The sequence below is a fragment of the Niveispirillum irakense DSM 11586 genome (assembly GCF_000429645.1).
GTDB lineage: Bacteria > Pseudomonadota > Alphaproteobacteria > Azospirillales > Azospirillaceae > Niveispirillum > Niveispirillum irakense.
Map to the genome: position 1 here is coordinate 1 of NZ_AUCG01000005.1, position 21,546 is coordinate 21,546.

Below are 21,546 nucleotides of genomic sequence, written 5' to 3' on the forward strand. Positions count from 1 at the left end.
GCCTATGACGTTGCCGGGCTAGTCAATGGTGACAGTGCCAGTGTCGTCTCCGGTGTCGCCTTCAACACCAGCGCTACACAAGCCAGCGGCGTCGGCACCTATGCCGTCACCGCCAGCGGCGGCACTGCGGCCAACTATACCATCCAGTATCAGGCCGGCAGTCTGACCATCGATCCGGCGGCCTTGACCCTCCAGGTCAACAACACCCGCCGCACTTATGGGCAGGCCAATCCCACCTTCACCTATGACGTTTCAGGGTTCGTGAATGGAGATACTGCCAGCGTCGTTTCCGATGTCACCTTCAATACTGGCGCCACGCAGGCCAGCGGCGTCGGCACCTATGCCGTTACCGCCAGCGGCGGCACGGCAGCAAACTACACCATCCAGTATCAGGCCGGCAGCCTTACCATCGATCCCGCGACCCTGACCGTCCGCATCAATGATGCCAGTCGCAGTATCGGTGCGGAAAACCCGGTCTTCAGTGCTCAATATGAGGGGCTGGTTAATGGTGATAGCGGAAATGTGGTGACGGGCCTTGCCTTCAGCACCAGCGCGACCAGCGCGTCGCCAACAGGGGCCTATGCAATCACTGGCAGCGGCGGAACGGCGGCGAATTATGTCGTGACGATTGTCGCTGGTACGCTGACCATTCTGCCTGCCACGACATTGCCGCCGGTGACGGGGGGTGGGGAAAGCGTGCCCCCGATCACCGTTGTCAACGTTATCGCCCAACCCCGTCAGCCGGTTATCTCAACCCCCACGGCGACGGCGCCCGTCTCTCTTGGCACCACGGCCCCATCGGCATCGACGACGGTTGAACCCTCAACCGCCACAACCGCTGCCAATAGCCCGCCCACCAGCCAGCAGGTCGCCGCCGTGGCGACCGGCGCAAGTGCCACCAGCAGCAGCGCAAGCGGACCTGCCAGCGGCACCGAAGGAAACACCTCCCCGGCCGACACTGAAACCGTGGCCGCCATCGTGGCAGCGGAACCGCCACCCGCTTCCGGGCGGGCGACTGATAGCGCCACGGTACCAGAAGTGATCATCCCCGGCCTGTTGTCCTTACAGACGGTGCGGACACCTGCGGTTTCCAGCAGCGGCCAACCGGTCGATCAAAATTATCCCGCTATGGGACGCGCCTGGTGACAAGGATGAAGCCCCGCATGGACCGCCGCCTGCTTTCATCCGCCGCCTTCGCAGCCGGCCTGACCCTTATCCTGTCCGGCTGTGCTGATCGTCCGACCACCTTGGCAGGTGCTACGGGGGGAGCCATTGCCGTTGGTCAGATCGGGGATGGGCTGCAATGCCGGGCCCAACCCGTCGCCATTCCTGGCCAATCGAAGCTCTATGATATTTTCTGCGGCGACTGGCAGGAACCGGGCGGCCAGATCCTGGTCAGCCCGCTTGGGAACATTTTGCCTGCCGGCGATGCCGGGCGGCAGGCCCTGCGTGAGCAATCCGACCGGTCCGCCTGGGCAAACCAGCTCGCCTTCAAGGCCAGTTGCCAGGAACCGGGTTGGGCCAGCACGCCGTCAGGCGAAGTCATGGTCCAGTCCTGCATGCTGCGCGAGGGCGGATGGCCGCATCTGGGCTTGGTGCTGGCCCATGATGGCCAGCTTTATCAGGCCGATATCATCCCCTCTCTGGCCGACCTTCTGCCACAGGCTGCCGCCGCCCTGGCCGGTCGTCCCCTGCCCGCACCAGAAACCAGTATCAGCACCACCCTCGGGCCCAGCGTCACCCCGTTCGGCCCTGGGGAGATCAAGCGGTTTGAAGGCGCGGCGACACAGGGGCGGTTAGCCAACAGCCTGGAAAATTTCGCCGAAGCCGAAGCCTCCTATCGGCGCGCGTTGGAGACGCAAAGCCGTATTCTGGGATCGGATTCTCCGGCCCTGGGCGAAACCTTGATGAATCTGGCTTTGGAAGTATCCAACCAGGGCCGGTATGAGGAAGCCGATGGACTGTTCGCCAGGGCCGAGGCGCTGGTTTTGCGATCGTTTGACCGCACAATGCGGGCGCGGTTGACCGCCTATCGCGGGTTCCACGCCCTGTCCGCCGGACGCACCACGGAAGCCCTGGGTCTGGCCCGTGACGCCACCGCTGCCCGCCGCGCCCTGGTGGCGGAGTTGGAGGGCAACGACCCGACCGGCATGAACCGGTCTGTGCTGGGCAATCTGGCCGCCGCGCGGGCGGAGTTGATCCATAGTCTGGTGCTGGAAGGAGCGATTGCCATCAAGCTGCGCCAGGCGGCCCCCGCTGAACGGGCGGCAACCGAAGCACAGGATATTTTCGACCGCACACCAGGCCTGCCGGCCTGGTGGCAGAGCCGCCTTCTGGCACAGCGTGGACTGGCAGCGGCTGTGGCGGGCGATACGCGGCGCGGTGCCAACCTGCTGACAGTAGCACTGGAAACCAATCGCAAATTGTTCGGTGATGGCTGGCCGGTCGCGTCGTTACTGCTGGAACGGGGCCGGGTGGAGCAGGAAGGCGGCATGGCGGCAGAGGCTTTGGCCAGCTTCCGCAGTGCCTTCGCCATGATCCAGGCAGCCGACCAGCCGCCGGTTCAGTTGCCCATGGAGCGTATCGCCCCCTTCATGCGGGCAGCGCTGGCCATCGCTGCGCGCAATCCCGCATCGGCGCCCGCCCTGCATGCCGAGATGTTTGCTGCCAGCCAGTTGGTGCGCGAGGGGGCTGTCGGCCAGACCATTGGCCGGGCCAGCGCCCGTTTTGCCGCGGATGATCCGGCCATCGCCGCCATCATCCGCGACCAGCAGGATGCCAGCCGCATCCGCGACCGGCTTCGGCTGGAGCTGGCGACGGAAACCGCCAAGCCGGATAACCAGCGCGATGCGGCGCGGGAGCAGACGCTGCGCGCGCAACTGGATGACGCGGGACGCCGTGCGGCGCAACAGGATGCGCGGCTGTTGGAAGCCTTCCCTGATTATGCACGGTTGAGCCGGTTCAACACGGTGCCTGCTGACAAGCTGGCCGCCGCCTTGCGCGACAATGAAGTGATGGCCATCTTCGCCCTAGCGGAGAATGACGGCTTTGGTTTCCTGGTATCCCGGGAAGGGATCACCGCTTATCAGGTACCATTGGGCCAGACTGCCGCCACGCGGCAGGTGGGGGAATTGCGCCGCGCCTTCACCCCACGCCGGGATGGACTGCTGCCATTCGATCTTGCCCAGTCGCACGCGCTTTACCAGACGCTGTTCAGTCCGGTGGCCGAGCAGGTGAAGGCCGCCGGACGGATCGTATTCGTAAGCAATGGTGCCCTGTCTGCCCTGCCGCCGGCGGTGCTGGTGACGCAAGCCCCATCGGGACGGGATTATGCCCAAGCCGCATGGTTGATGCGGGATCATGCCATTGCCATTGCCCCGTCAGTTACCGCTTTCCTGTCGTTGCGGCAGACAGGGCGAAAAGCATCGGCGCCCCTGCCCTTCCTTGGGCTTGCCGCACCGCCGTTCCAGGGCAGCCCGGAAGATGGGATGGCGGCGTTGGGCCGGCAATGCCGCACGGGCGGCGGCGTCGATCCTGCTTTGTTGCGGGCTTTAACACCCCTGCCGGAAACCGCCGATGAAATTGCCCAAGTCGGCGCTTTGTTGAAAGCGGCACCGGCTGACCTGTTGACCGGCGCCACGGTGACCAAAGCAGCCCTTCGGCAACGTCCGCTGGCTGATTACCGCGTGCTTTATTTCGCCACCCACGGCCTGTTGCCAGGAGAATTGCGCTGCCAGTCGGAACCGGGATTGGCCCTGGCCCCGCCGACCACCGCCACCCCGGACCCCGCCAATGACGGGCTGCTGACAGCATCGGACGTAGCCATGTTACGGCTGAATGCCGAACTGGTCGTGCTGTCCGCCTGCAATACGGCGGGCGGGGATGGCCGTTTCGGCGGCGAGGCACTGACCGGGCTGGCGGAATCCTTCTTCTTCGCCGGCGCGCGCAACATGCTGGTCACCCATTGGCAGGTGCCCTCACGCCCGACCGTGACCTTGATGACGGGCACATTCGCTGCAATGGCCCGGTCCGCACAGGATCGTGACGCCGCCGCAGCCCTGGCCGCAGCCCAGCGTGCTGCCCTGGGCCTGCCGGGACAGGCACATCCCTATTTCTGGGGCGCCTTTACCTTGATCGGGGATGGTATATTGCCGGCGGGGGGCTGATCCCCCGTCCGGGCTGTCAGCCGGCGATTGCAAGGCGCTGGTGGATGGAGTTCAGATGCTCCTCCCGCAGCAGGTGCAGCCGCATGGAAGCCAACCGGTCACGGCCATGGTTGGTATATTCCAGCAACTCGATCCCCTCGCAGATAAGCGGGTTCAGCATCTGCCAGAACAGGGAGACGTAATTGGCGCGGAACTCCACCGCATCGGTCACGCCCAACTGGCGCAGCATGCCGGACTCAGCCAGCTCCAGCGTCAAGAGCTTGATCTTTTTCATGAAATAGGGATCGGCCACCATACCGATCACCCTGGCCGCCCGCACCAGCCCGGCAAAACCCAGCATATCGGGCTGACGATCCGGTGAAGGGGGGAACCGAGTATAGTCGATATAGGTCGCCAGCAACTCCGCATCCAGGACCCTGGACGTGCCGAACTGGGCCCGCACGAACATCATCCCCCGATCCGGTGCATAGGGACGCAGATAGCCATCCGTCGCCCCTGGTGGCAGATCGATGCGCGTGCCGTCCGCGGCGATGACCACACTATCTGCCGTATCTTCAGGCAGCAGGCGACGGTTGAAGCCAATGGCAAAAAGCAGAAGGGCGGCGATGAAATGCATCGCCTCATGCGCGTCGACATCCCCGTCACGCAGCATCTTGCCTTTCAGCATCTCCATCCCGACACAGACCACCTGAACCGTATGGTCCAGATTATGGTACAGCGCGTCGGTACGGGCCGCATGGGTGGCGCCGGTACGGCAGGCCCGCTGTAAGGCCTCGCAATATTCAGCCGGGGCCAGTGGGAACAGACTTACATAATCGTCGGCGATCCGCTTCAGCAGCGCCTCGATCACGATATCGGCGGGACGGAACATGTTACACCCTTCCCCGACCATGATGTTCTTGCACAAAGACATGCGACATCAGGCTGGATATCCATTTACGCCCCTCCAGCGTCACTTCCAGGAAGGACAGGCCGCCCAGAATGTGATGATGGACATGGTTCCAGAAAAAGGCCGGATATGTGCGGCGCAAATCAGCCGGGGACTGGTTGCCCATCTTCTCATTAGCGCCAATCTCGGCAAACTCCTGAAACAGGGCCGGCAATTTGCGCAGATAATCCGGATCGGCCATCTGGCCGATCAGATCGGCAGCGGATACCAGGCCCGGCCAGCTTTCCAGCGCCTTTTCCCCGCTGGCGGGTACAGGAAACCGTGTATTTTCAATACAAGTGCAGACAAAGTCGCTATCAATAATGCGATCATCCTTGAAACGCCAGCTGACAAACAGCTTCCCCCGCTCCACATGATAGGGGGTCAGATAGGCATCCGTCATACCGGGCGGAACGGTCACCGTATCGCCGGCGGCATTGATCACCGCGATATTGCCCCGATCGCCGGGGCACACACCCTGCAGGTAGCCGATATCATGGCACAGCAGGGCAACCAGATAATTCACCCATTCAGTCGGGCTGACATTGCCTTCGCGCAGCATCTTGCCATGCACGATCTCCTGCCCGACCATGGTCACCATGATCGAATGTTCGTAATCATGATAAGGGGCGGTGGAATTGACCAGCGCTTCCATCGCCAGAACGGCGGTGGTGGAAAGGGCGTTGGTATGTTCGGGATACAGGCTGCCATAAACGCGGTGGAACCCATCCAGCAGACGGGCGACAAACGCATCAATCACAATCTGCCTGCTGTCAAATCCATGCATCCTGAGACCGGTCCTCCTGTTCATGCCGCGGCCCCTCCGGGCTTGGCGATCAGGTCGCACCGGCTGGCCAACAGATAATCCGCCATGGTGGCATGGGGGCGGAAGTGTTTTTCCAGCATGTACCACATTGTTTTGTTGAGATGCGTCGTTTCGAACGCCGCTATGGCGTCCGGCCCCTGATTTTCAGCCAGCATGGCCGTGACGCGGGCAATCGCCGCCATCAGCAGGCCGCGCCGCGCATGGTCGGGATGGATCCAGCCAATAGGGAAGAACCAGCGCCCCACCGCCACCTGATGTTCGCAGATGATCCAACCCAGGGGATTATCCTGCCCGTCAAGGATCAGCAGGCTGTAAAGCGGGTCAAGTTGCGCCAGCCAGGGCCTGGGGTCGCCCCAATCCGGCAGGGTACCGCCATCCCCCATCATTGTGGCAAGGGTAACTAGGCGCTCCTTCACCTGCGCCGGTGCGTGCCCCCAGGAAATGATGCAGATATTATCTCTTTCCAACCGGGCCAGAAGCTGATCCCGACGGGTGAAGACGCGCTCTGTGCGGTCCACGGTGCTTTGCAAGCGCAGACTGGCCTGCCGGGGTGGTGTCCAGCCCGACCGCGACAGCAGCGCCGCCAGCGCTGCGCTTCCCGGTAACCGGTCCGACCATTCCGTCACCAAAGCGCTATGCCCCTGCCTGGCTCCCCAATCGGCAAAGGCGGCCATGAGCCGGCCACCGGTGCCCAGGCGCCGCCAGCCAGAAGCCACAACGATGGAATAGAGTTGGGGCGGCGGTTCCCGCACCAGATTGGGACCGGCCAGCAACAGGCCCACCGGCCGGTCATCGGTCCAGGCGGCGAAGGCAACGTGACGGACTTGATCCAGCCCACTCAACAAACCCGCCATGGAACGGAAGGTCAATGGGGCCAGGATGGATGCCTCGGCCGCATCCGCCGGGCGGATGATGATGTCCCCATTGCCTTTGCCTTGCTGCAAAGGGCTGGCATCCAGGATCATGATGGAAAGGCCCCCCGGCATCTCTCATATAGAGACCGCACTTTGACATGTATGAGGTCCAGCGGCATCTGCCCAGCCGCCCCGCCTTCCGCCTTAATTCTATGCGAAAATGACTGGCGCGCTTTAGCCGGTTACGCGCGCGCATAGTAAAGTTGGAAAGAGAATTATCGCAAAGCGTCAAATCCTTTCCGCATAGCCCGGCCTGTTTGAAAAGATCGGAAAGGAATATTAAACACTATACTTATCAGCGGGCGGTTCCGTTGATTGAAGGGATTATGGTTTCAACCATCCCCGGATCGAAGCGGCCGACCGGCCATATTCTTCCACTTTCCCGGAGACAAAGATGAGTGAGGAGAGCAATCCGCTCCAGAAGGTCCGTGACCAGACGGTCACAGCCCTGATCCATCGCGCACAGACGGATGCGGAATTCCGCGATGTGCTGCTGAACGACCCGCACAAGGCGATTGAGCGCATCCTGGGCGTGGATCCGTTGCCGGGCCATAAGATCAATATCATTCAGGAGCAGCCGGGAGAGATCAACATCGTCCTGCCGGCCAACCTGGACGAAAGCGAATTGCCGGATTCTCTGCTGGATCTCGCCTCTGGCGGCACATCTTTCTCCGCCTTCATCCTGTACGGCCCGCCGTACCCGGATAAGAAGCCGAAGAAGCGCTAAATATTACAAAATATATTTTTCCGGTGGAATATTATCCACCTGACAACTGCGGCCTTTGACCATTACCGGTCAGAGGCCGTTTTTCTTTGCGGTCGTGACGGGCAAAATAAAGGCGGTGCCCGAAGACACCGCCTGTGCCGGGATCAGCAGGTCGGGCAATCTGCGAGACGCTTCAGCAGCCTGTCAAACCGGTCACCCGCCAGGGAAACCGTGTCCAACAGCCCTTCATCCAGTTCATCGCCCTGCACCGTGTCTTCCTGCAAGGGCTGGTCGGCGCTGTAGCCCATACGCTGAACCGTGCCGCGCAAACGATCGGCCAGGAACAGGGCGATGGCGCGGTAAAAGCGCATGGCGAAACCAACATCGCTGGCCAGTTTGGCCGCCAGAACCTTCTTTTCCAGCATCAGGACCGATCCCGGCCCCGCCGCCGTGACGGAGGCGGAAGGCGGTGCACTGTCAACAAAGGACAGTTCGCCGATAATCTCGCCTGCGCCCAAGGCAGCGACATTGCCGACATTGCGCACCACCACATCCATGCGCCCGTCGAGAACGATGAACAGGTGGTCGCTCTGCTCGTTCTGGCGGACCAGAACATCCCCTGCATTCACGGCGCGGCGGCGGCCCTGGCGGGCCATCCATTCCACATCCATGTCGTCGAGCTGCCCCAGAATATAGAGTACCTTACGCATCTGTCCCTCGCCTTCTCAGCGGTGTCTCAATCACAGCATCTGACGCCGCGCCAGCGCGGCAAAAACCCCATCATGGGCCAGAAGCTCGGCGAAGCTGCCCTGCTCCACCAGCCGGCCCCGGTCGATCACCAGAATACGGTCCACTTTCTGGATGGTGCTGAGCCGGTGGGCGATCATCACCCGCGTCACATCCAGCTTTTCCAATGATTGCATCACGGCGGCCTGGGTGCGGTTGTCCAGGGCGCTGGTCGCCTCGTCCAGCAGCAGCAGACGCGGATGGCGAACCAGGGCGCGAGCAATCATCACCCGCTGGCGCTGCCCACCGGACAAGGTGCCGCCACCTTCCGCCAGCACCGTATGCATGCCCATGGGCATGGCCTCGATATCGCCCGCCAGCCCCACCTGACGGGCGGCTTCCCACGCATCTTCCAACCGGCCATTTTCCGAGCCCAGAATGTTGGTCAGCATGGACCCGGCAAATATACGCCCGTTCTGAAGCACAGTGCCGATCTGGCGGCGCACACTGTCCGACGCCAGCCGGCTCATCGGCCGGTTATCATAGAAAATCTCGCCCTGATGCGGCCGGTCGAGGCCCAGCAACAGGCGGAACAGGGTAGATTTGCCACTGCCGGACGGGCCGACAATGGCCACAAATTCCCCCGCCCGGATGGAGAAGGAGAGGTTTTCCAGCACCAGCGGGCCGTCCGCCGAATAGGCGAAGGAAACGCCGGAAAACTCCACACCCCCGCCGAGCCGACCGGCATCGACACCATCGGCCACTTCTTCCAGCGGCGTTTCCAGCAAAGGTTTAGACCGTTCCCAGATCGGGAAAATACCCATCACAGAGGTCAGCGTGGCGACAAGTTGCGTCATCGCCCCCTGAAACTGGCCAAAGGCGGTGAAAAAAGCCATGAAGCCGCCGGCCTGCAGGGCCGCAGTGCCACCACCATCCACACCGGCCAGTGATTGCAGCGCCTGTTCAGCCATCAGCCCTTTGGCGATCAGCACCACCGATGCCATCAGCACCACGGTTGAGATGGGCGCGAAGATGGATTGGAACACGGTCTGCGACCGGGCCACCGCTTCCCCCGCCAGGGAGTGACGGCGCTGGGCGCCATAGCGGTGCATCCAATGCACGGTGGCGCGTTGGACAGCCGCCGCCACCTTCAGCTTGGCAATGCCGGTGATGAATTGCAGCACCAGCCCTTCGGCCATGCCGCGTTCCTTCGCCTCCCGCCTTTCATGACGAAGCTGGATCAGGCTGAGCCCGACCGTAATGGCAATGGAAAGCGCCACCAGTCCCATGGCGATGAAGGCAAGCTTCACCGAATAGAAAAACAAAACCACCAGACTGGCCAGCGACATCACCCCGCCCAACAGGGCAGACAGGGCGGCCCCGGCCAGCATCTCCCGGATAGCATTGATGCCAAGCGCACGGTCGGACAGATCGCCAATCGTATAGCGTTTGAAAAAGGCTGCCGGCAACCGCAGCAGCCGGTCGACAATGGCGGCCTGCAGCTTCATGTCCAACCACGCCTGCAGGCGCAGCACGGCATGGGTCTTGGTGAATTCCAGCGTACCGATGCACACGGCCACCGTCACCAGCCCCGCCACCAGCAGCCAGAGCTGATCAACCGCCGCCGCCGGCACCACCTTATCCACCAGCAGGCCCGTCGCCACCGGCGTGAACAGGCCCAGCATGGCCGCACCGAAGGAGAGTAGCCCGATGCTGAGCCGGTCACGGCCGGTACCATGCAGGCCCAGCCGCACAAAATCCAGCAGCCCGACCGGCCGGGCCGGCAGGGTGGGATAAATGGTCTGCGCGCGCGGCGTCAGCGTCAGGGCCAGCGCCTCCGTCACCGGGGTCAGGGTGCCGGCACGCGGGTCCCAGAGATCATAGCCCCGATCCCCCGGCAACAGGGCCACCGTCCGCCCCCCTTCCGCCAGTCGCGCCACCATGGGCAGGCCCGTGCGACACCACCAGCGATCCCGCAACAGAACCTCGCGCCCACGCAGACGCACGGCACGCAAGCTGTCTTCCAGGGACAAAGGCTCCGGTGTTTCCACCGCCAAAGGGGTGGAATCCACGCCCAGCAGATCGGCGATGCGCCGGATGATGGCGCTTTCCTCCCGCCCTGCCGGCGCCTGATTGCCAACCCGGCCCTTCAGGGTCGGATCGACCAGCGTAGCCAGCAGGCCGTAAGCCTCCTCCACATTCTGGCGGGCGAGTTCTTCGCGCCGCCGTGCCGCACCCGCCTGCTCCGCAGCTTCTGCCGATAACTGGGCCTCCACCTGCCGGCCCAGCATCTGACCCACCTGGGCCAGGGCGCTCTCCAGCAACCCCTCTTCCCGCATCTCGCGGGAACTGCGCAGGGACAGACGGGCCGCGCCATTGGCACGCAGCCACCGCCCGGCGATCAAAGGGATGGGCAAGGGGGGCATCGGGCCTTCCGGCCCTTCAACAACCCCTTCCTCCACCGTCACCCACAGGCAACCCTGGGACGGGTGCAGCGTCACCGCATCACCTTCCGCCAGATCATGCCGCCCCTGGGTCAATACGCGGGCAATCTGGCCGCCCGGCAAGTCCCGCGGGCGCAGGATGGCGCCGATCCATTGGTCGATATCGGGCAGCGGTGGCGGCCGGTCGGTCGCCAGTGTCTCCACCTGGGCATCCAGGCCCCCCACGGCCAGCAGGCCCAGCAGACCTGCTTCCCCGCCGCCGATCTGCGACACGGGCCAGATACAGCCCCCGGCGGAAACACGGGTGATGAAATGGCGGCGCCCCTGCTCCTGCCCATCCCGACAGCGCACGGCAAACAGATCAACAAATCCCGTCACCACGCGCAGGGGACCGGGAAGCATCCATAGGGGCTGCGGCGCGTCGGCACGCAAGGCGCGCGCGGTACGGGAACGGGGCGGAACGGTCGTCACGGTTTCCTGCATTTCCCGCCTCACCCTTCCGCCGCGACAAGGCCGGCATAGGGGCCCTCTTCCGCCACCAATGTCTCATGCGTGCCGCGCTGCACGACGCGGCCTTTTTCCAGCACGATGATCTCGTCACAATCGCGGATCGTGGACAGGCGATGGGCAATGATCAGGCAAGTGCAGCCGCGCCGGCGGATATTCTCGTCAATCGCCTTTTCCGTGATCGGGTCAAGGGCGGCGGTTGCCTCGTCCAGCACCAGGATGGCCGGATCACGCACCAGCGCCCGCGCGATTTCCAGCCGCTGCCGCTGCCCGCCGGAGAAGTTCAGCCCGCCTTCCAGAACCTGGCTGTCATAGTGGCCGGGACGCTGGCTCACCTCGCCATGGATTTCCGCATCCTTCAACGCCTGGGTCAGTGCCGGTTCAGGCACCGTGCTGTCCCAGAGGCTGAGATTATCGCGCACCGTGCCGCCGAACAGGAAGACATCCTGATCCACATAGGCAACTGAACTGGCAAAAATATCGGGCGGAATTGCCTTTAACGGATAGCCATCAATCAGGATTTCCCCCGACCAGGGCTCCAGCAGGCCGCACACCATGCGCCCGATGGTGGATTTGCCGCTGCCGGAAGCCCCCACCAGGGCAACGCGGCGGCCCGGCGCCACGGTCAGGGAAAGGCCTTCCACCATCGCCGGCTCACAGGGGCTGTAGCCGAAGCTGATATCGCGCAGTTCCACCCGCCCTTCCAGCCGCGCGCCCGGCGGCGGGGCATGGCCAAGGGGCTGTTTGTCCGACCCATCGGCCTGATCAGCGACATAGACATCAGCGATACGGTCCAGATCACCCCTTATGGCCTGAATCTGGCCGGCAAGCTGCACCAGCCCGGTGATCGGTGTGGTGAAACTGGCCATCAGGGCCTGGATCGCAACTAGGGACCCGACCGTCAGGCTGCCATCAATCACGCGCCATCCGCCAATACCCAGCAAGGCCGCTGTCGACAAAGCCGCCAGCAAGGTGGGCGCCGCCCCCAGTGTCACATCCAGCGACCCCAAACGCTGGCGCGTGGCCAGCACACGGGCCTGGTAGCCGGTCCATTTGCCGAACATGTCGGCCTCGCCACCGGAAACCTTGATGGTCTCGATCCCGCCGATCAGGCCGGCGGTGGCGGCCATCAACTTACCCTCGTCACCAGCCAGCTTGCGGTTCAGGTCAATGCGGCGCCGTTCCGCCAGTTTCAGCAGGGCAATGTTCCCCAGCACCAGCACAATAGCCACAAGGGCCAGCAGCGGATCGAAGGCCGCCATCGCCAGCCCATAAAACAGTACGGCGGTGAGATTGAACATGTTGGTGGCAAGGCTGCCGGACAGCAGTTCTGCCACACGGTCCACCGCCGCTGCCCGGTTTGCCAGATCGCCCGCCATGCGCTGGGTGAAGAAATGCATGGGGCGGGAAAGAAGGTTGGTCAGATAGCGGGTGGAGAGGGCAAGCGCCAGCTTGGCCCGCAGCCGCATCAATTGCCGCTGCTGGAAGAAGGTCAGCATCCCCTGCATCAGACCGGACAGCAGGACGCCCAGGCACAGCGGCACCACCCAATCTTCCATCTGGTGGACCAGCACATTGTCGATAAACACTTTCGACAAGCCCGGCAGCACAATGCCCGGCAACACAAGCAGCATGGAAAAAGCTGCCGTCACCGCCAGCGGCGGCCAGGAATTGCGCAGATAAAGGGCCGCCTGATCCACAATACGGGGTCGCCTGCCGCCCCGCTTGAACCCCTCACCAGGGGAGAAAGCCAGCACAACGCCGGTAAAGGCCTCGTCCAGTTCCGCCAGTGGAATGCGCGTCGGCCCGTGGCTGGGATCATTGATATGGGCATGGCCGTCCTTGATCCCTTCAAAGACGACATAATGGTTGAAATTCCAATGGATGATGGACGGCACCGGCAGGGAAGCAAGCTGACCCGGCTCTTTGCGGAAGCCCTTTGCCACCATGCCGCGCGCCCGGGCCGCCTTCAGGATATTGGAGGCCTTGGACCCGTCGCGCGACACACCGCAAGCGATGCGCAATTCTTCCAGCGTCGCCCATTGGCCATGATAGGCCAGGATCATGGCGAGGCAGGCCGCCCCGCATTCCACCGCCTCCATCTGCAGGAAGGTCGGCACCCGGGCCACCTTACCGGTCGGCTTGGACAGGGCTTCCGCCGGTTTACCCGTCTGTCCAGGGTTCGGGCGGGCGGCGGTCGTTGCTGCACTCATGCTGGCCATTCCGGTCACGCCGTCTGGCCAAGCAGCTTGCGGAAGAAGGGCAGGATCAGTTCCACCGGCCGCTGCCGGCGAACCGTGATTTCCGCCGCCACCATCGTGCCGCTGGTCAGGTCAACCTCTGGCCCGGCACCGGATGTCCAGGTGAAGCCGCTGGGGGTGCTGGCCGGCACCAGATCCACCCTTGCCTCGTAAGGGGCCCCTTTCTTGGTAAATTCACGCACCAGCGTCTCATTCTGCACCACGGCGGCGATGCCGCTATCGGTGGAAGGATATGCTGACACAGAACGGACAGTGCCGATCAGCGTGCCGAATTCCTCCTTCTTCACCGTCGCCGGCGCGATACGGACCTGCATGCCCGGCTGTACCGTCTTGCCCTTGTCGGTTGGGATATAGAGAATGGCTTGCAGGCTTTCGCCCACCGTCTCAATGGACAGGATCGGGGCGCCGGTGCCGACCACACTTCCCGCCCCGACCTTCAGTTCCGTCACCCGACCACTGACCGGCGCGCGGACAGCAGCGGAATTGGCCAGTTGCAGGGACAATTCATCCACCCGCCTCCGCGTTTCCGTAACAGAATCCCGCAGACGGTTGATTTCACGCTCCCCCTCCAGATTGGCCTGCATGGACTGGCTGTCCAGACCCACAAGTTCGGCCTGCGCCTCTGCGAAGGTGCGCTGTGCCTCGCCCAGCGCCTCCTGTGCCTCCTGCACCCGGCTGCTGGTTGTGTAGCCCTGGGATTGCAGTTCCCGGCGACCGGCAAGCTGTTCCTCCAGGAAGCGGATTCGCCCACGCGCCGCTTCCGCCGCCTGGGCCAGGGCCTGACGCCGCCGGCTCAGGTTCTCCTGGCGCAGCGCCAGTTCCCGCTCCAGGGATTTTTCCCGTGCCGTCAGTTCGGCCTCCCGCTCCGCCAGCAGGGCGCGGGTATTGTTCAGGTCCAGTTCCGTTTCCGCTTGGGCAATGGTTGCAACCACCTGCCCCGCCTGCACCATGTCCCCGACGGCGACATCCAGTTCCGCCAGGGTGCCGGCGGAAAGAGTCATGGCCGTTACCACACGGCCACCCTGGTTGATCAGGATGCCCTGGCCCGGCGCGTCGGTGGGGATGGAACCAGCAAAGCCCCAGACGAGGGCGGCAACAGCCGCCAGTGCCAGCCCGCCAAGGGCGACCCGGGCACGCATGTCGGTGACGTTGACGACCAGATCAAGCTGCTCCGGCGACGCGATACGCTCCAGCGCAGCCTTGCGGAATATCTGCGTCGACATAGGTCCCCGTACGTCTTGTGTTAATGCAAATTCAATAGAAATAGGGCAAGGCACGCCTCGGCGCAGCCACCCCGAACAATGCGTTAGGGCTCTCCCGAAGGGATAATACAATGCGCAACGGACAGTCCGTTATAATTAATCCTCACATTGCATTCTTGTTTGCAATCCACGGGAATATGCGGAATTTGTCGTGGGTTGCAGCCTTGAACAATGCGATGCCCACGCAGCGATGGGCATCCTGAAAAGCGGTTGAGGGACGGGATACCCGGTCCTGGGGCGGCAACTGGCACGCATGGGGGATGACCTTGCCTTTACTGGCGATGACAGATCAACTCGACGGTCGGGCCGAGATTCTGGAACTGGGACCGGGTATCCGTCTGCAGCTTCTGGACGTCACGGCAGCGCGGGAGCTGGACATAACCGGAACAGGACCGGCAGATGGTCACTGCCTCAACCTGATTGGCCTGACCCATGGCGGGCTGCGTCTCTCCATGGATAAGGAAGCGCCGGAAGAAGGCTGGGTCAGCGTCAATGCAGGGCGTACGCACCGTTTCATGCCGGGTGACGGGCAAGTGCATATCCAGGTTCCGGCAGGGGAAAATCTGCGCGGGATCGGCCTGCAGGTCACCCCGCCAGCATTGGAAAATCTGTTCGGCGCGGCTGGCGTACCGCGCGTTCTGCAATGCTATCTGGAAACGGGACCGAAACCCGCCTTCTTTGAGAGCAGACTGCCCAGCGCCGGCACGTTACGGGTGGTAGACAGTATGCTGGCACAGGATATGGCCGATCCCGCCCTGCGCCGGTTACTGCTGCTGGCAAAGGCACTGGAATATCTGGCGCTCACCGTCTCTGACCTGGAAGCCCCGGATGATGATCCCTCCGGCCTGTCCGCACAGGAGGTGGAAATCCTGCGTACGGCCCGGGAAAAGCTGCTGGCAGATCTGATCAAGCCGCCTTCGCTGCGTCAGTTGGCAACCTCCGTAGGGCTGCATGAGAAGAAGCTGAATGAAGGGTTCAAGACCCTGTTCGGCGTCACCGTGTTCGAATGTTTGCGCAACGAACGTCTGGAACAGGCCCGGACATTGCTGTTCGATCTGGACATGCCGTTGAAGACGATCGCGTGGAAGGTCGGCTACAGCCACGTCAATAATTTCATCACCGCCTATCGCAATCGCTTTGGCGAGCCGCCGCGCCGGCATCTCTCCGGCACACGGGAAGGGTGATTTACGCCGGCACCGGCTGGGGCGGCAGGTCCGCCCATTGCAGCCGGGCCTGGAAACGCCGGTCGGTCCAGGCCGCAAAAGGGGCCACATGGTCCAGGATGGTCCGGATCATGGCCTGATTGGTGCCCCGCGTCTCATAAGCGGCGGGGCTGTCAGGGCCATAGGCAGCAGCCTGAAGCCGCGTGACTTCCATCAGTCCCCGGAAAAGCCAACCCGCGCGGCGCAAGGATGGCACGACATAGCCCAGCGTATAATGGATACCCTCCATCCGCGGTGACCGTTCCCCGATGATCCAGCCGACGATCCGCCCGTGATGCAGCAGCAGGATGCTGACCGCCGGATCGGCATGATCCATGATCCAGCCCACCGGGCGCAGCATTTCCTCCACCTGACCGCTCTCACAAAGGGCAGTGATCGCCGCGTCGGCGCCCGGCGGCCTGGTCGAATGAAGCATCAGGCCGAAGCCCTCATCATCCTGCCGGCGAAACAGGGCGGACCATTTGGCAGCAACCTTCTCGGCAAACGGCCCCGCCGGCCCACCGACCCGCACCTCTTCCAGCACTGGGGTCTGCCAACCGGCATGCTGCAACAACGCTTCATAAGCGCCCCGCAAACGCATGCGGTCATTGTGATAGGCGATCAGCCCGGCATGGCCAGAGGCCAGCGCCACGCTGCGGGCCTGCGCCAACAGGGCCGCAGCCACCCCCCGGCGGCGCAGCGGCGGGGCCGTCATGATGGAAAAGACACGGGTAAGCCCCGGACGATCTGGCCCCAGCAGCAGGCACCCGGCCGGGACCCCGTCCAAAGCGGCCGTCAGCGCTGTAAAAACCTCTGGTGCGGGCTGCGCGACATCGTAATCGACAATCTCCCCCGTCAGGACATAGCGATGGCGGGGATAGAGAAAGCCGGCAAAGCCAGGGCGGATCGCCCCGCCCGGCAGATTTTCAATCTCAAGCACAGGCATGCCCGAACCGGTCAGGGGCCCCAACCGCCCTTCGGCCCGCCCTGATCCGTGATGGCGGCACCAGCCGATACCAGTTCCAGTTCCAGGTCGGTCAGTTCATCATCATTGGCGATATCGATGAAGCTCTTGATATCGCTCAAGGCCTCCCCCACCGTATCGGCCCCGATCTCAAACCCGCGCGATGATGCTTCCGCCCGCAGGGCCGTGATCAGCGTGCCGAGGTCGCGGCAGGAAGACAGACGCTGCATCAGCGCCTCATCCTCGCGCACCATACGGTAGAAATCGATCAGCGCATCTTCACTCATTGCAGTATCCCGGAACGGGTTTGGCGTAAAGTTCGCCTAGAAAGCACTCACGGTGACGGGGGTCAACATATACGGTCCAGAGCGCGAAAACTGTGAGGCAAAGCACACCCTTGACCAGCCACCTTCCTTTCCATACCGGCCATGGCACGGAACCGGTCGGGAATGCGGCTTTATTCAACATTCCCGCGATGGCCAACAAAGGCAATATGCGCCACCCTCTGCGAAACAGACCAACAACTATGCGGGCAGGCAAATATCGGAAAAGGCTCACGCATAGCATGTCGGGATCGACAAGCGCCGCCGCCACACCCTAGACCATTATCAGACGATGGACGCCAATCGACAGGGACAAGGGAAAGATCGGTGGCAAAAAGGCGGGGCCTGGGCCGGGTAACCACACCTTCCATCCGGCAACGGCAGGATAGCGAATGTGCCGTCGCCGCCCTGGCGATCATCCTTGGACATTATGGCCGGCACGTACCGATGGAACAGTTACGCCACGAAACCGGCGTATCGCGCGATGGCAGCCGCCTTTCCATCATCGCCGCCACGGCACGCCGCCACGGGCTGGTGGTGCAAAGCTTCTCCCGCCCGCCGGAAACGCTGGCGGATCTGGGCTTTCCCCTGATCGTGCAGGTGGATTTCAACCATATGATCGTGGTGGAAGGGCTGGATGCGGAGAATGTGCGGGTGAACGACCCTGCACGCGGCCCTTATGTCATGCCGATGGCGGAGTTCGATGACCGTTTCACCGGCATTGTTCTGCGGATGCGGCCGGGGCCGGATTTCACACAGCTCGCCCCCACCCCCGGTGCAGGATCGGTCGTGGCCGACATGGCGCGGCGTCAGGCGGGGTGGCTGGCTTTCATCCTGGTCGCCACCCTGGGGGGCTGGACGGCAGCAGCCTATGCCGCCCTTCAGCCGGAGCAAGCAGCCCTTCCCCTGGCAATGGCTGCCCTCCTGCTCACCCTCCGCATCTGGGGCCAGCGCCATCTCGCACGCACCATCACCCTGGGAGAAGGGGACAGGCTGGCCCCGCGGCTGCTGGGCCAGCCCGATCTTTTTTACCGTTACCGCTTCGCCCGGACGCTGGCGGGAACGGCGGAAGCGCCTATGCGTCTTGCCCAATGGGTGGAAGGCAAGGCGGGATCGGCCCTGCTGGATATGATCGCGCTGGTGCCATGCCTGATCCTGCTGGCCCATCTTCATCCATTGATCGGGACAGGTGCCCTCTTTCTCACCCTCTTATGCCTGGCACTTTTCTGGCGGCAGGCGGGCCGGCGGCAGGCCCCGGCCAGCGGTGGCGACCGGTTCGGTGCAATGCCGGCCCTGCCGGCAGCCGAAAGCTTATGGTCCATCGGGCTGTTGAAGCTGGCCGGTCGTCACCATGCCTTTCTGGATGGAATGTTGAACCGGGAGGCCCAGCGGCTGGACCAGATGCAGCGGGCCGGGGCGGCCATGCTGCCCTGCCTGCTGGCACCTATCGCGTTGACACTGGCACCGACCATGGCGGCGACATGGATAGCCCCGGCAGAGAGGGTGCCCATCGGCATGCTCTCGCTTCTGATCCTCTATCCCCTGGTCCGGCTGGCACTGTCCCACAGCCTGTTGCGCGCGCCTGTGGAAGAAGCACAGGCCATGGCCGATCCGGGCCCGCCCGCCCTGGCAACACTGACGACCGGTATAAAAGCGGGAAAAGCGGCAGACGCAGAAGCCGCAAGACTGGATCGGGTCAGTTTCGGCCATGTCATCGGCCAGCCAGCGGTGATCCATGATCTGTCACTGGTCCTGCCCACCGGTTCCCAGACCGGACTGACGGGGGAACGCGGGGCCGGGTGCAGCACCCTTGGCCTGCTGCTGACGGGGCTGGCCTTACCCTGGCAGGGTACGGTCACCATCCCCGCGGCGGCGGCCCTGGTAACGCGCCATGGCCTGCTGCCCGGCACAGTGCGGGACAATATCAGCCTGTTCGACCCGACAGTGACTGATGCGGCCATCATGGCTGCACTGGGACAGGCCTGCATCGACAGGGCCGTACTGGCCAAACCAGGGGGGCTGGATGCCCAGGTTACCGGGGATGACGGGCTGTTCAGTGGCGGGGAACGGCGACGGCTTCTTTTAGCCCGTGCCCTGGTTCGCCAGCCCCGCCTGCTGGTGCTGGACGGCATCCTTGACGGGCTGGACCTGCCGCTGGAACGGCGCCTGCGTGAGGGGCTTCGCCATGCCGGCATCACCCTTGTGATCATCAGCCAGCGGGGTGAAACCCTGGCGGCCTGTGATCAGTGTTTCCACCTGAAAGGGGGGGCTTTGGCACCGTGGCAGGCCGTGGCGGACCTTTCCACCCCGCCCCCCTTGCCGCAGATTGAAACCGTCCCCCTCCCCCCATTGGCCGCCCCCGCCCCCTGCACAGCAGCGGAATGGCATGCCCTGTCCCTTCTTGCCGGGAATGGTACTGCAACCCCGCCCCTGCCAGGGCAAACGCTGATGGCCGCGGCCCGGCATCTGGGGCTGCATCTGCGACCGGTGCGCCTTACCAGCGGCTGGATGGCACGCGACCACGGGCCCTTGCTGCTGTTTGCCGATGATGGCCGGATATTGCCCCTCCGCCCCATCGCAGGCACTTATGGCGAGGTGACGGCAGGGGGGATGAAGAAACTCACCTCTCTTCCAGCACTGACCGACCGCCAGCCTTATTCAGTGCAGCCAATCGCCGATAGTGATCCTACTGCTTTCCGCGCCGGGCGCGATTTGGCGGCGGCCCTGTTGCTGCTGATCCTGGCCGCGGCATCCTTGCTGATGGCTGGATATGGCCCCCCAGGCCTGATGGCGGCACTGGCGGGGCTGGTCCTGGCGCTGGCGGCGGGCGGCTACTGGCTGCGGGCGCTGGGTATCGTCGCATGGCAACAACAGGCAGGTACTGCCGCACGGCTGTTGCGTCTGCCTGCCTGGCATTATCGCGGGTTGGGACAGGACACACTCACCCGGGGGCTGAGCGGGCTTTCCACCCTGCTGCTGGACAGGCCGCCGGCCTCGATGATGGCGGTGGCAGGGGGGCTGCTGATGCTGGCTGGCGTGATGGCTGGTGCCCTGCAAACCCTCCCCGTGGCAGGGACGATGGTGGCGGGCGGCCTCCTGTTTGGCTGGTGCCGGGCGAGGGGCGAAGCGGCACGGCAAAAGGACCATGTGGCATGGGAAAAATTCACCTTCGCCATGATGAGCCATTTTCCCGTTCTGCGGCGTCTGGGGGCGACCGGGGCACTTCAGCAGCATGCCCGTCTGCTGGCGTTGGCTTCAGATAGAAGCCATGGCCGGACGCAAGTCCCGATCAATCTCTACCGCGCTTTGTTGCCCCTTCTGCTGGTGGCAGGCGCAAGCTTTGCCGGGGGCATCGGGCTGCCAGGCCTGCTGGCCTTGATCGGGGGCACCCTGGCGGCGGAGGGTACGTTCATCCTCATGGCGTCATCCCCTGCGAAAAGAGCGGCGCACCCCCTGCTCGCCGCCACACCGGAGGCCCTGTTCCACCAGGAAGGGGACGATGATTTTTCCGGCAGCCTCGCTTTGGAGGCGGTGCGCTTCACCTATCCAGGACAGGCCCGGCCCGCCGTGGACGGGGCCAGCCTGATGGTGGCGCCGGGGCAGGTTGTGGCGCTGACCGGGCCATCCGGCTGCGGCAAGTCCACCCTGCTGCGGCTGCTGCTGGGGTTCCAGCCGCCAGACCAAGGAACAATCCTGATCGATGGCGTGCCCTGTCCCATCTCCCGCCTGTTCGCGCTGCGCCAGCGGATGGACGCTGTGGAGCAGGATATGCCCCTGCCCCTGGCAACCGTGCGCCACCATCTGACCGGCACCTTTCCCCGCCCGCTGGAGGAGTTGGAGGCTGTGTTGAGGCTGGTGGGATTGTGGGACGATATCGCAGCCCTGCCCATGGGGCTGCAATCGCTGGTCTCTGACAGCAATCTGGCTGCCAGTCAGGTGCAGCGCCTGCATCTGGCCCGATGCCTGCTGACACGGCCGCGCCTGCTGGTGCTGGATGAGGCGACCGCCGCCCTGGACCCGGAAACGGAACGCACCCTGGTTGCCACCATCCGTGCCATGGGCAGCGCCCTGCTGCTGGTCACCCATCGCCCGCGCACGCTGGCCCTGGCCGACCATGTTTACAGGATGGAAGGCGGAAGGATGGTCACAGCATGAAGGAACGCAAACCGCTTTACCGCCAACGGGCGCTGGAACGGCTGACCGTTCCCGACCATACGGACACACCGCCCCGCTTCACGCCACCACCCCGCATTCTGGCACAGGCCGGGCTGGCCCTTGCCGGACTGTGGCTGGCCCTCTGGCTGGCAGGGTTTTGAC

General features: G+C 63.8%; 15 protein-coding genes. 6 read left to right on the plus strand and 9 right to left on the minus strand.

Features of this window, described 5'->3' with window-relative positions:
* A partial coding sequence (locus G473_RS30610) for an MBG domain-containing protein (RefSeq protein WP_035705134.1) occupies window positions 1-1,146 on the plus strand: 1,146 nt, incomplete at its 5' end.
* Window positions 1,147-1,163: 17 nt separating this feature from the next.
* Window positions 1,164-4,166 (plus strand): CHAT domain-containing tetratricopeptide repeat protein, encoded by a 3,003-nt coding sequence (locus G473_RS0102445; protein ID WP_029011796.1) that lies wholly within the window; start codon window positions 1,164-1,166, stop codon window positions 4,164-4,166.
* Between the two features lie 16 nt (window positions 4,167-4,182).
* On the opposite strand, the gene G473_RS0102450 is transcribed toward G473_RS0102445, so the two are convergent.
* Genes G473_RS0102450 through G473_RS0102460 form a run of 3 tightly spaced genes read right to left on the minus strand, consistent with a single transcriptional unit; the run spans window position 4,183 to window position 6,906 of the window.
* Window positions 4,183-5,037: a hypothetical protein gene (locus G473_RS0102450; RefSeq protein WP_029011797.1), complete on the minus strand. Its 855-nt coding sequence runs from the start codon at window positions 5,035-5,037 to the stop codon at window positions 4,183-4,185.
* A 1-nt stretch (window position 5,038) separates the two neighbouring features.
* Window positions 5,039-5,881, minus strand: a complete 843-nt coding sequence (locus G473_RS0102455; protein WP_029011798.1) for a hypothetical protein — start codon at window positions 5,879-5,881, stop codon at window positions 5,039-5,041.
* Window positions 5,882-5,901: 20 nt separating this feature from the next.
* On the minus strand, window positions 5,902-6,906 hold the full coding sequence (locus G473_RS0102460; protein WP_029011799.1) for a GNAT family N-acetyltransferase: 1,005 nt from the start codon (window positions 6,904-6,906) through the stop codon (window positions 5,902-5,904).
* A gap of 322 nt (window positions 6,907-7,228) precedes the next feature.
* Between G473_RS0102460 and G473_RS0102465 the strand changes: the two genes are divergently transcribed.
* On the plus strand, window positions 7,229-7,561 hold the full coding sequence (locus tag G473_RS0102465) for a hypothetical protein (protein ID WP_029011800.1): 333 nt from the start codon (window positions 7,229-7,231) through the stop codon (window positions 7,559-7,561).
* A 143-nt stretch (window positions 7,562-7,704) separates the two neighbouring features.
* On the opposite strand, the gene G473_RS0102470 is transcribed toward G473_RS0102465, so the two are convergent.
* From G473_RS0102470 to G473_RS0102485, 4 genes are read right to left on the minus strand one after another with little or no spacing between them, the layout of a single operon-like run.
* Window positions 7,705-8,250 (minus strand): cyclic nucleotide-binding domain-containing protein, encoded by a 546-nt coding sequence (locus tag G473_RS0102470; RefSeq protein WP_029011801.1) that lies wholly within the window; start codon window positions 8,248-8,250, stop codon window positions 7,705-7,707.
* A 30-nt stretch (window positions 8,251-8,280) separates the two neighbouring features.
* Window positions 8,281-11,193, minus strand: coding sequence for an NHLP bacteriocin export ABC transporter permease/ATPase subunit (locus tag G473_RS24685; RefSeq protein WP_051329807.1), 2,913 nt, complete (start codon window positions 11,191-11,193; stop codon window positions 8,281-8,283).
* Window positions 11,194-11,201: 8 nt separating this feature from the next.
* On the minus strand, window positions 11,202-13,430 hold the full coding sequence (locus G473_RS0102480) for an NHLP family bacteriocin export ABC transporter peptidase/permease/ATPase subunit (protein ID WP_084437585.1): 2,229 nt from the start codon (window positions 13,428-13,430) through the stop codon (window positions 11,202-11,204).
* A 14-nt stretch (window positions 13,431-13,444) separates the two neighbouring features.
* The gene (locus tag G473_RS0102485; RefSeq protein WP_029011803.1) at window positions 13,445-14,701 is read right to left on the minus strand and encodes an NHLP bacteriocin system secretion protein; all 1,257 of its coding nucleotides are present in this window, start codon (window positions 14,699-14,701) and stop codon (window positions 13,445-13,447) included.
* Between the two features lie 299 nt (window positions 14,702-15,000).
* On the opposite strand from G473_RS0102485, the gene G473_RS28900 reads away from it, so the two are divergent.
* A complete protein-coding gene (locus G473_RS28900; RefSeq protein WP_029011804.1) occupies window positions 15,001-15,924 on the plus strand; it encodes a helix-turn-helix transcriptional regulator in 924 nt (307 codons plus the stop codon).
* 1 nt (window position 15,925) lies between these two features.
* On the opposite strand, the gene G473_RS28905 is transcribed toward G473_RS28900, so the two are convergent.
* Together G473_RS28905 and G473_RS0102500 are read right to left on the minus strand one after the other, a co-directional pair.
* Window positions 15,926-16,888, minus strand: coding sequence for a GNAT family N-acetyltransferase (locus G473_RS28905; protein WP_154667226.1), 963 nt, complete (start codon window positions 16,886-16,888; stop codon window positions 15,926-15,928).
* A gap of 11 nt (window positions 16,889-16,899) precedes the next feature.
* Complete coding sequence (locus G473_RS0102500) at window positions 16,900-17,193, minus strand: Nif11-like leader peptide family natural product precursor (protein ID WP_029011806.1); 294 nt, start codon at window positions 17,191-17,193, stop codon at window positions 16,900-16,902.
* A gap of 363 nt (window positions 17,194-17,556) precedes the next feature.
* Between G473_RS0102500 and G473_RS0102505 the strand changes: the two genes are divergently transcribed.
* Window positions 17,557-21,384, plus strand: coding sequence for an ATP-binding cassette domain-containing protein (locus G473_RS0102505; protein WP_029011807.1), 3,828 nt, complete (start codon window positions 17,557-17,559; stop codon window positions 21,382-21,384).
* Window positions 21,381-21,545, plus strand: coding sequence for a hypothetical protein (locus G473_RS30165; RefSeq protein WP_154667227.1), 165 nt, complete (start codon window positions 21,381-21,383; stop codon window positions 21,543-21,545). The genes G473_RS0102505 and G473_RS30165 overlap by 4 nt, the downstream gene beginning before the upstream one ends.
* Window position 21,546: the final 1 nt, after the last annotated feature.

Excerpts from the sequence above, each read along its gene's own strand:
- G473_RS0102445 (WP_029011796.1), top strand. The coding sequence starts at position 1,164 with ATGGACCGCCGCCTGCTTTCATCCGCCGCCTTCGCAGCCGGCCTGACC.
- G473_RS0102450 (WP_029011797.1), bottom strand. The coding sequence starts at position 5,037 with ATGTTCCGTCCCGCCGATATCGTGATCGAGGCGCTGCTGAAGCGGATC.
- G473_RS0102455 (WP_029011798.1), bottom strand. The coding sequence starts at position 5,881 with ATGCATGGATTTGACAGCAGGCAGATTGTGATTGATGCGTTTGTCGCC.
- G473_RS0102460 (WP_029011799.1), bottom strand. The coding sequence starts at position 6,906 with ATGCCGGGGGGCCTTTCCATCATGATCCTGGATGCCAGCCCTTTGCAG.
- G473_RS0102465 (WP_029011800.1), top strand. The coding sequence starts at position 7,229 with ATGAGTGAGGAGAGCAATCCGCTCCAGAAGGTCCGTGACCAGACGGTC.
- G473_RS0102470 (WP_029011801.1), bottom strand. The coding sequence starts at position 8,250 with ATGCGTAAGGTACTCTATATTCTGGGGCAGCTCGACGACATGGATGTG.
- G473_RS24685 (WP_051329807.1), bottom strand. The coding sequence starts at position 11,193 with ATGCAGGAAACCGTGACGACCGTTCCGCCCCGTTCCCGTACCGCGCGC.
- G473_RS0102480 (WP_084437585.1), bottom strand. The coding sequence starts at position 13,430 with ATGAGTGCAGCAACGACCGCCGCCCGCCCGAACCCTGGACAGACGGGT.
- G473_RS0102485 (WP_029011803.1), bottom strand. The coding sequence starts at position 14,701 with ATGTCGACGCAGATATTCCGCAAGGCTGCGCTGGAGCGTATCGCGTCG.
- G473_RS28900 (WP_029011804.1), top strand. The coding sequence starts at position 15,001 with ATGACCTTGCCTTTACTGGCGATGACAGATCAACTCGACGGTCGGGCC.
- G473_RS28905 (WP_154667226.1), bottom strand. The coding sequence starts at position 16,888 with ATGCCTGTGCTTGAGATTGAAAATCTGCCGGGCGGGGCGATCCGCCCT.
- G473_RS0102500 (WP_029011806.1), bottom strand. The coding sequence starts at position 17,193 with ATGAGTGAAGATGCGCTGATCGATTTCTACCGTATGGTGCGCGAGGAT.
- G473_RS30165 (WP_154667227.1), top strand. The coding sequence starts at position 21,381 with ATGAAGGAACGCAAACCGCTTTACCGCCAACGGGCGCTGGAACGGCTG.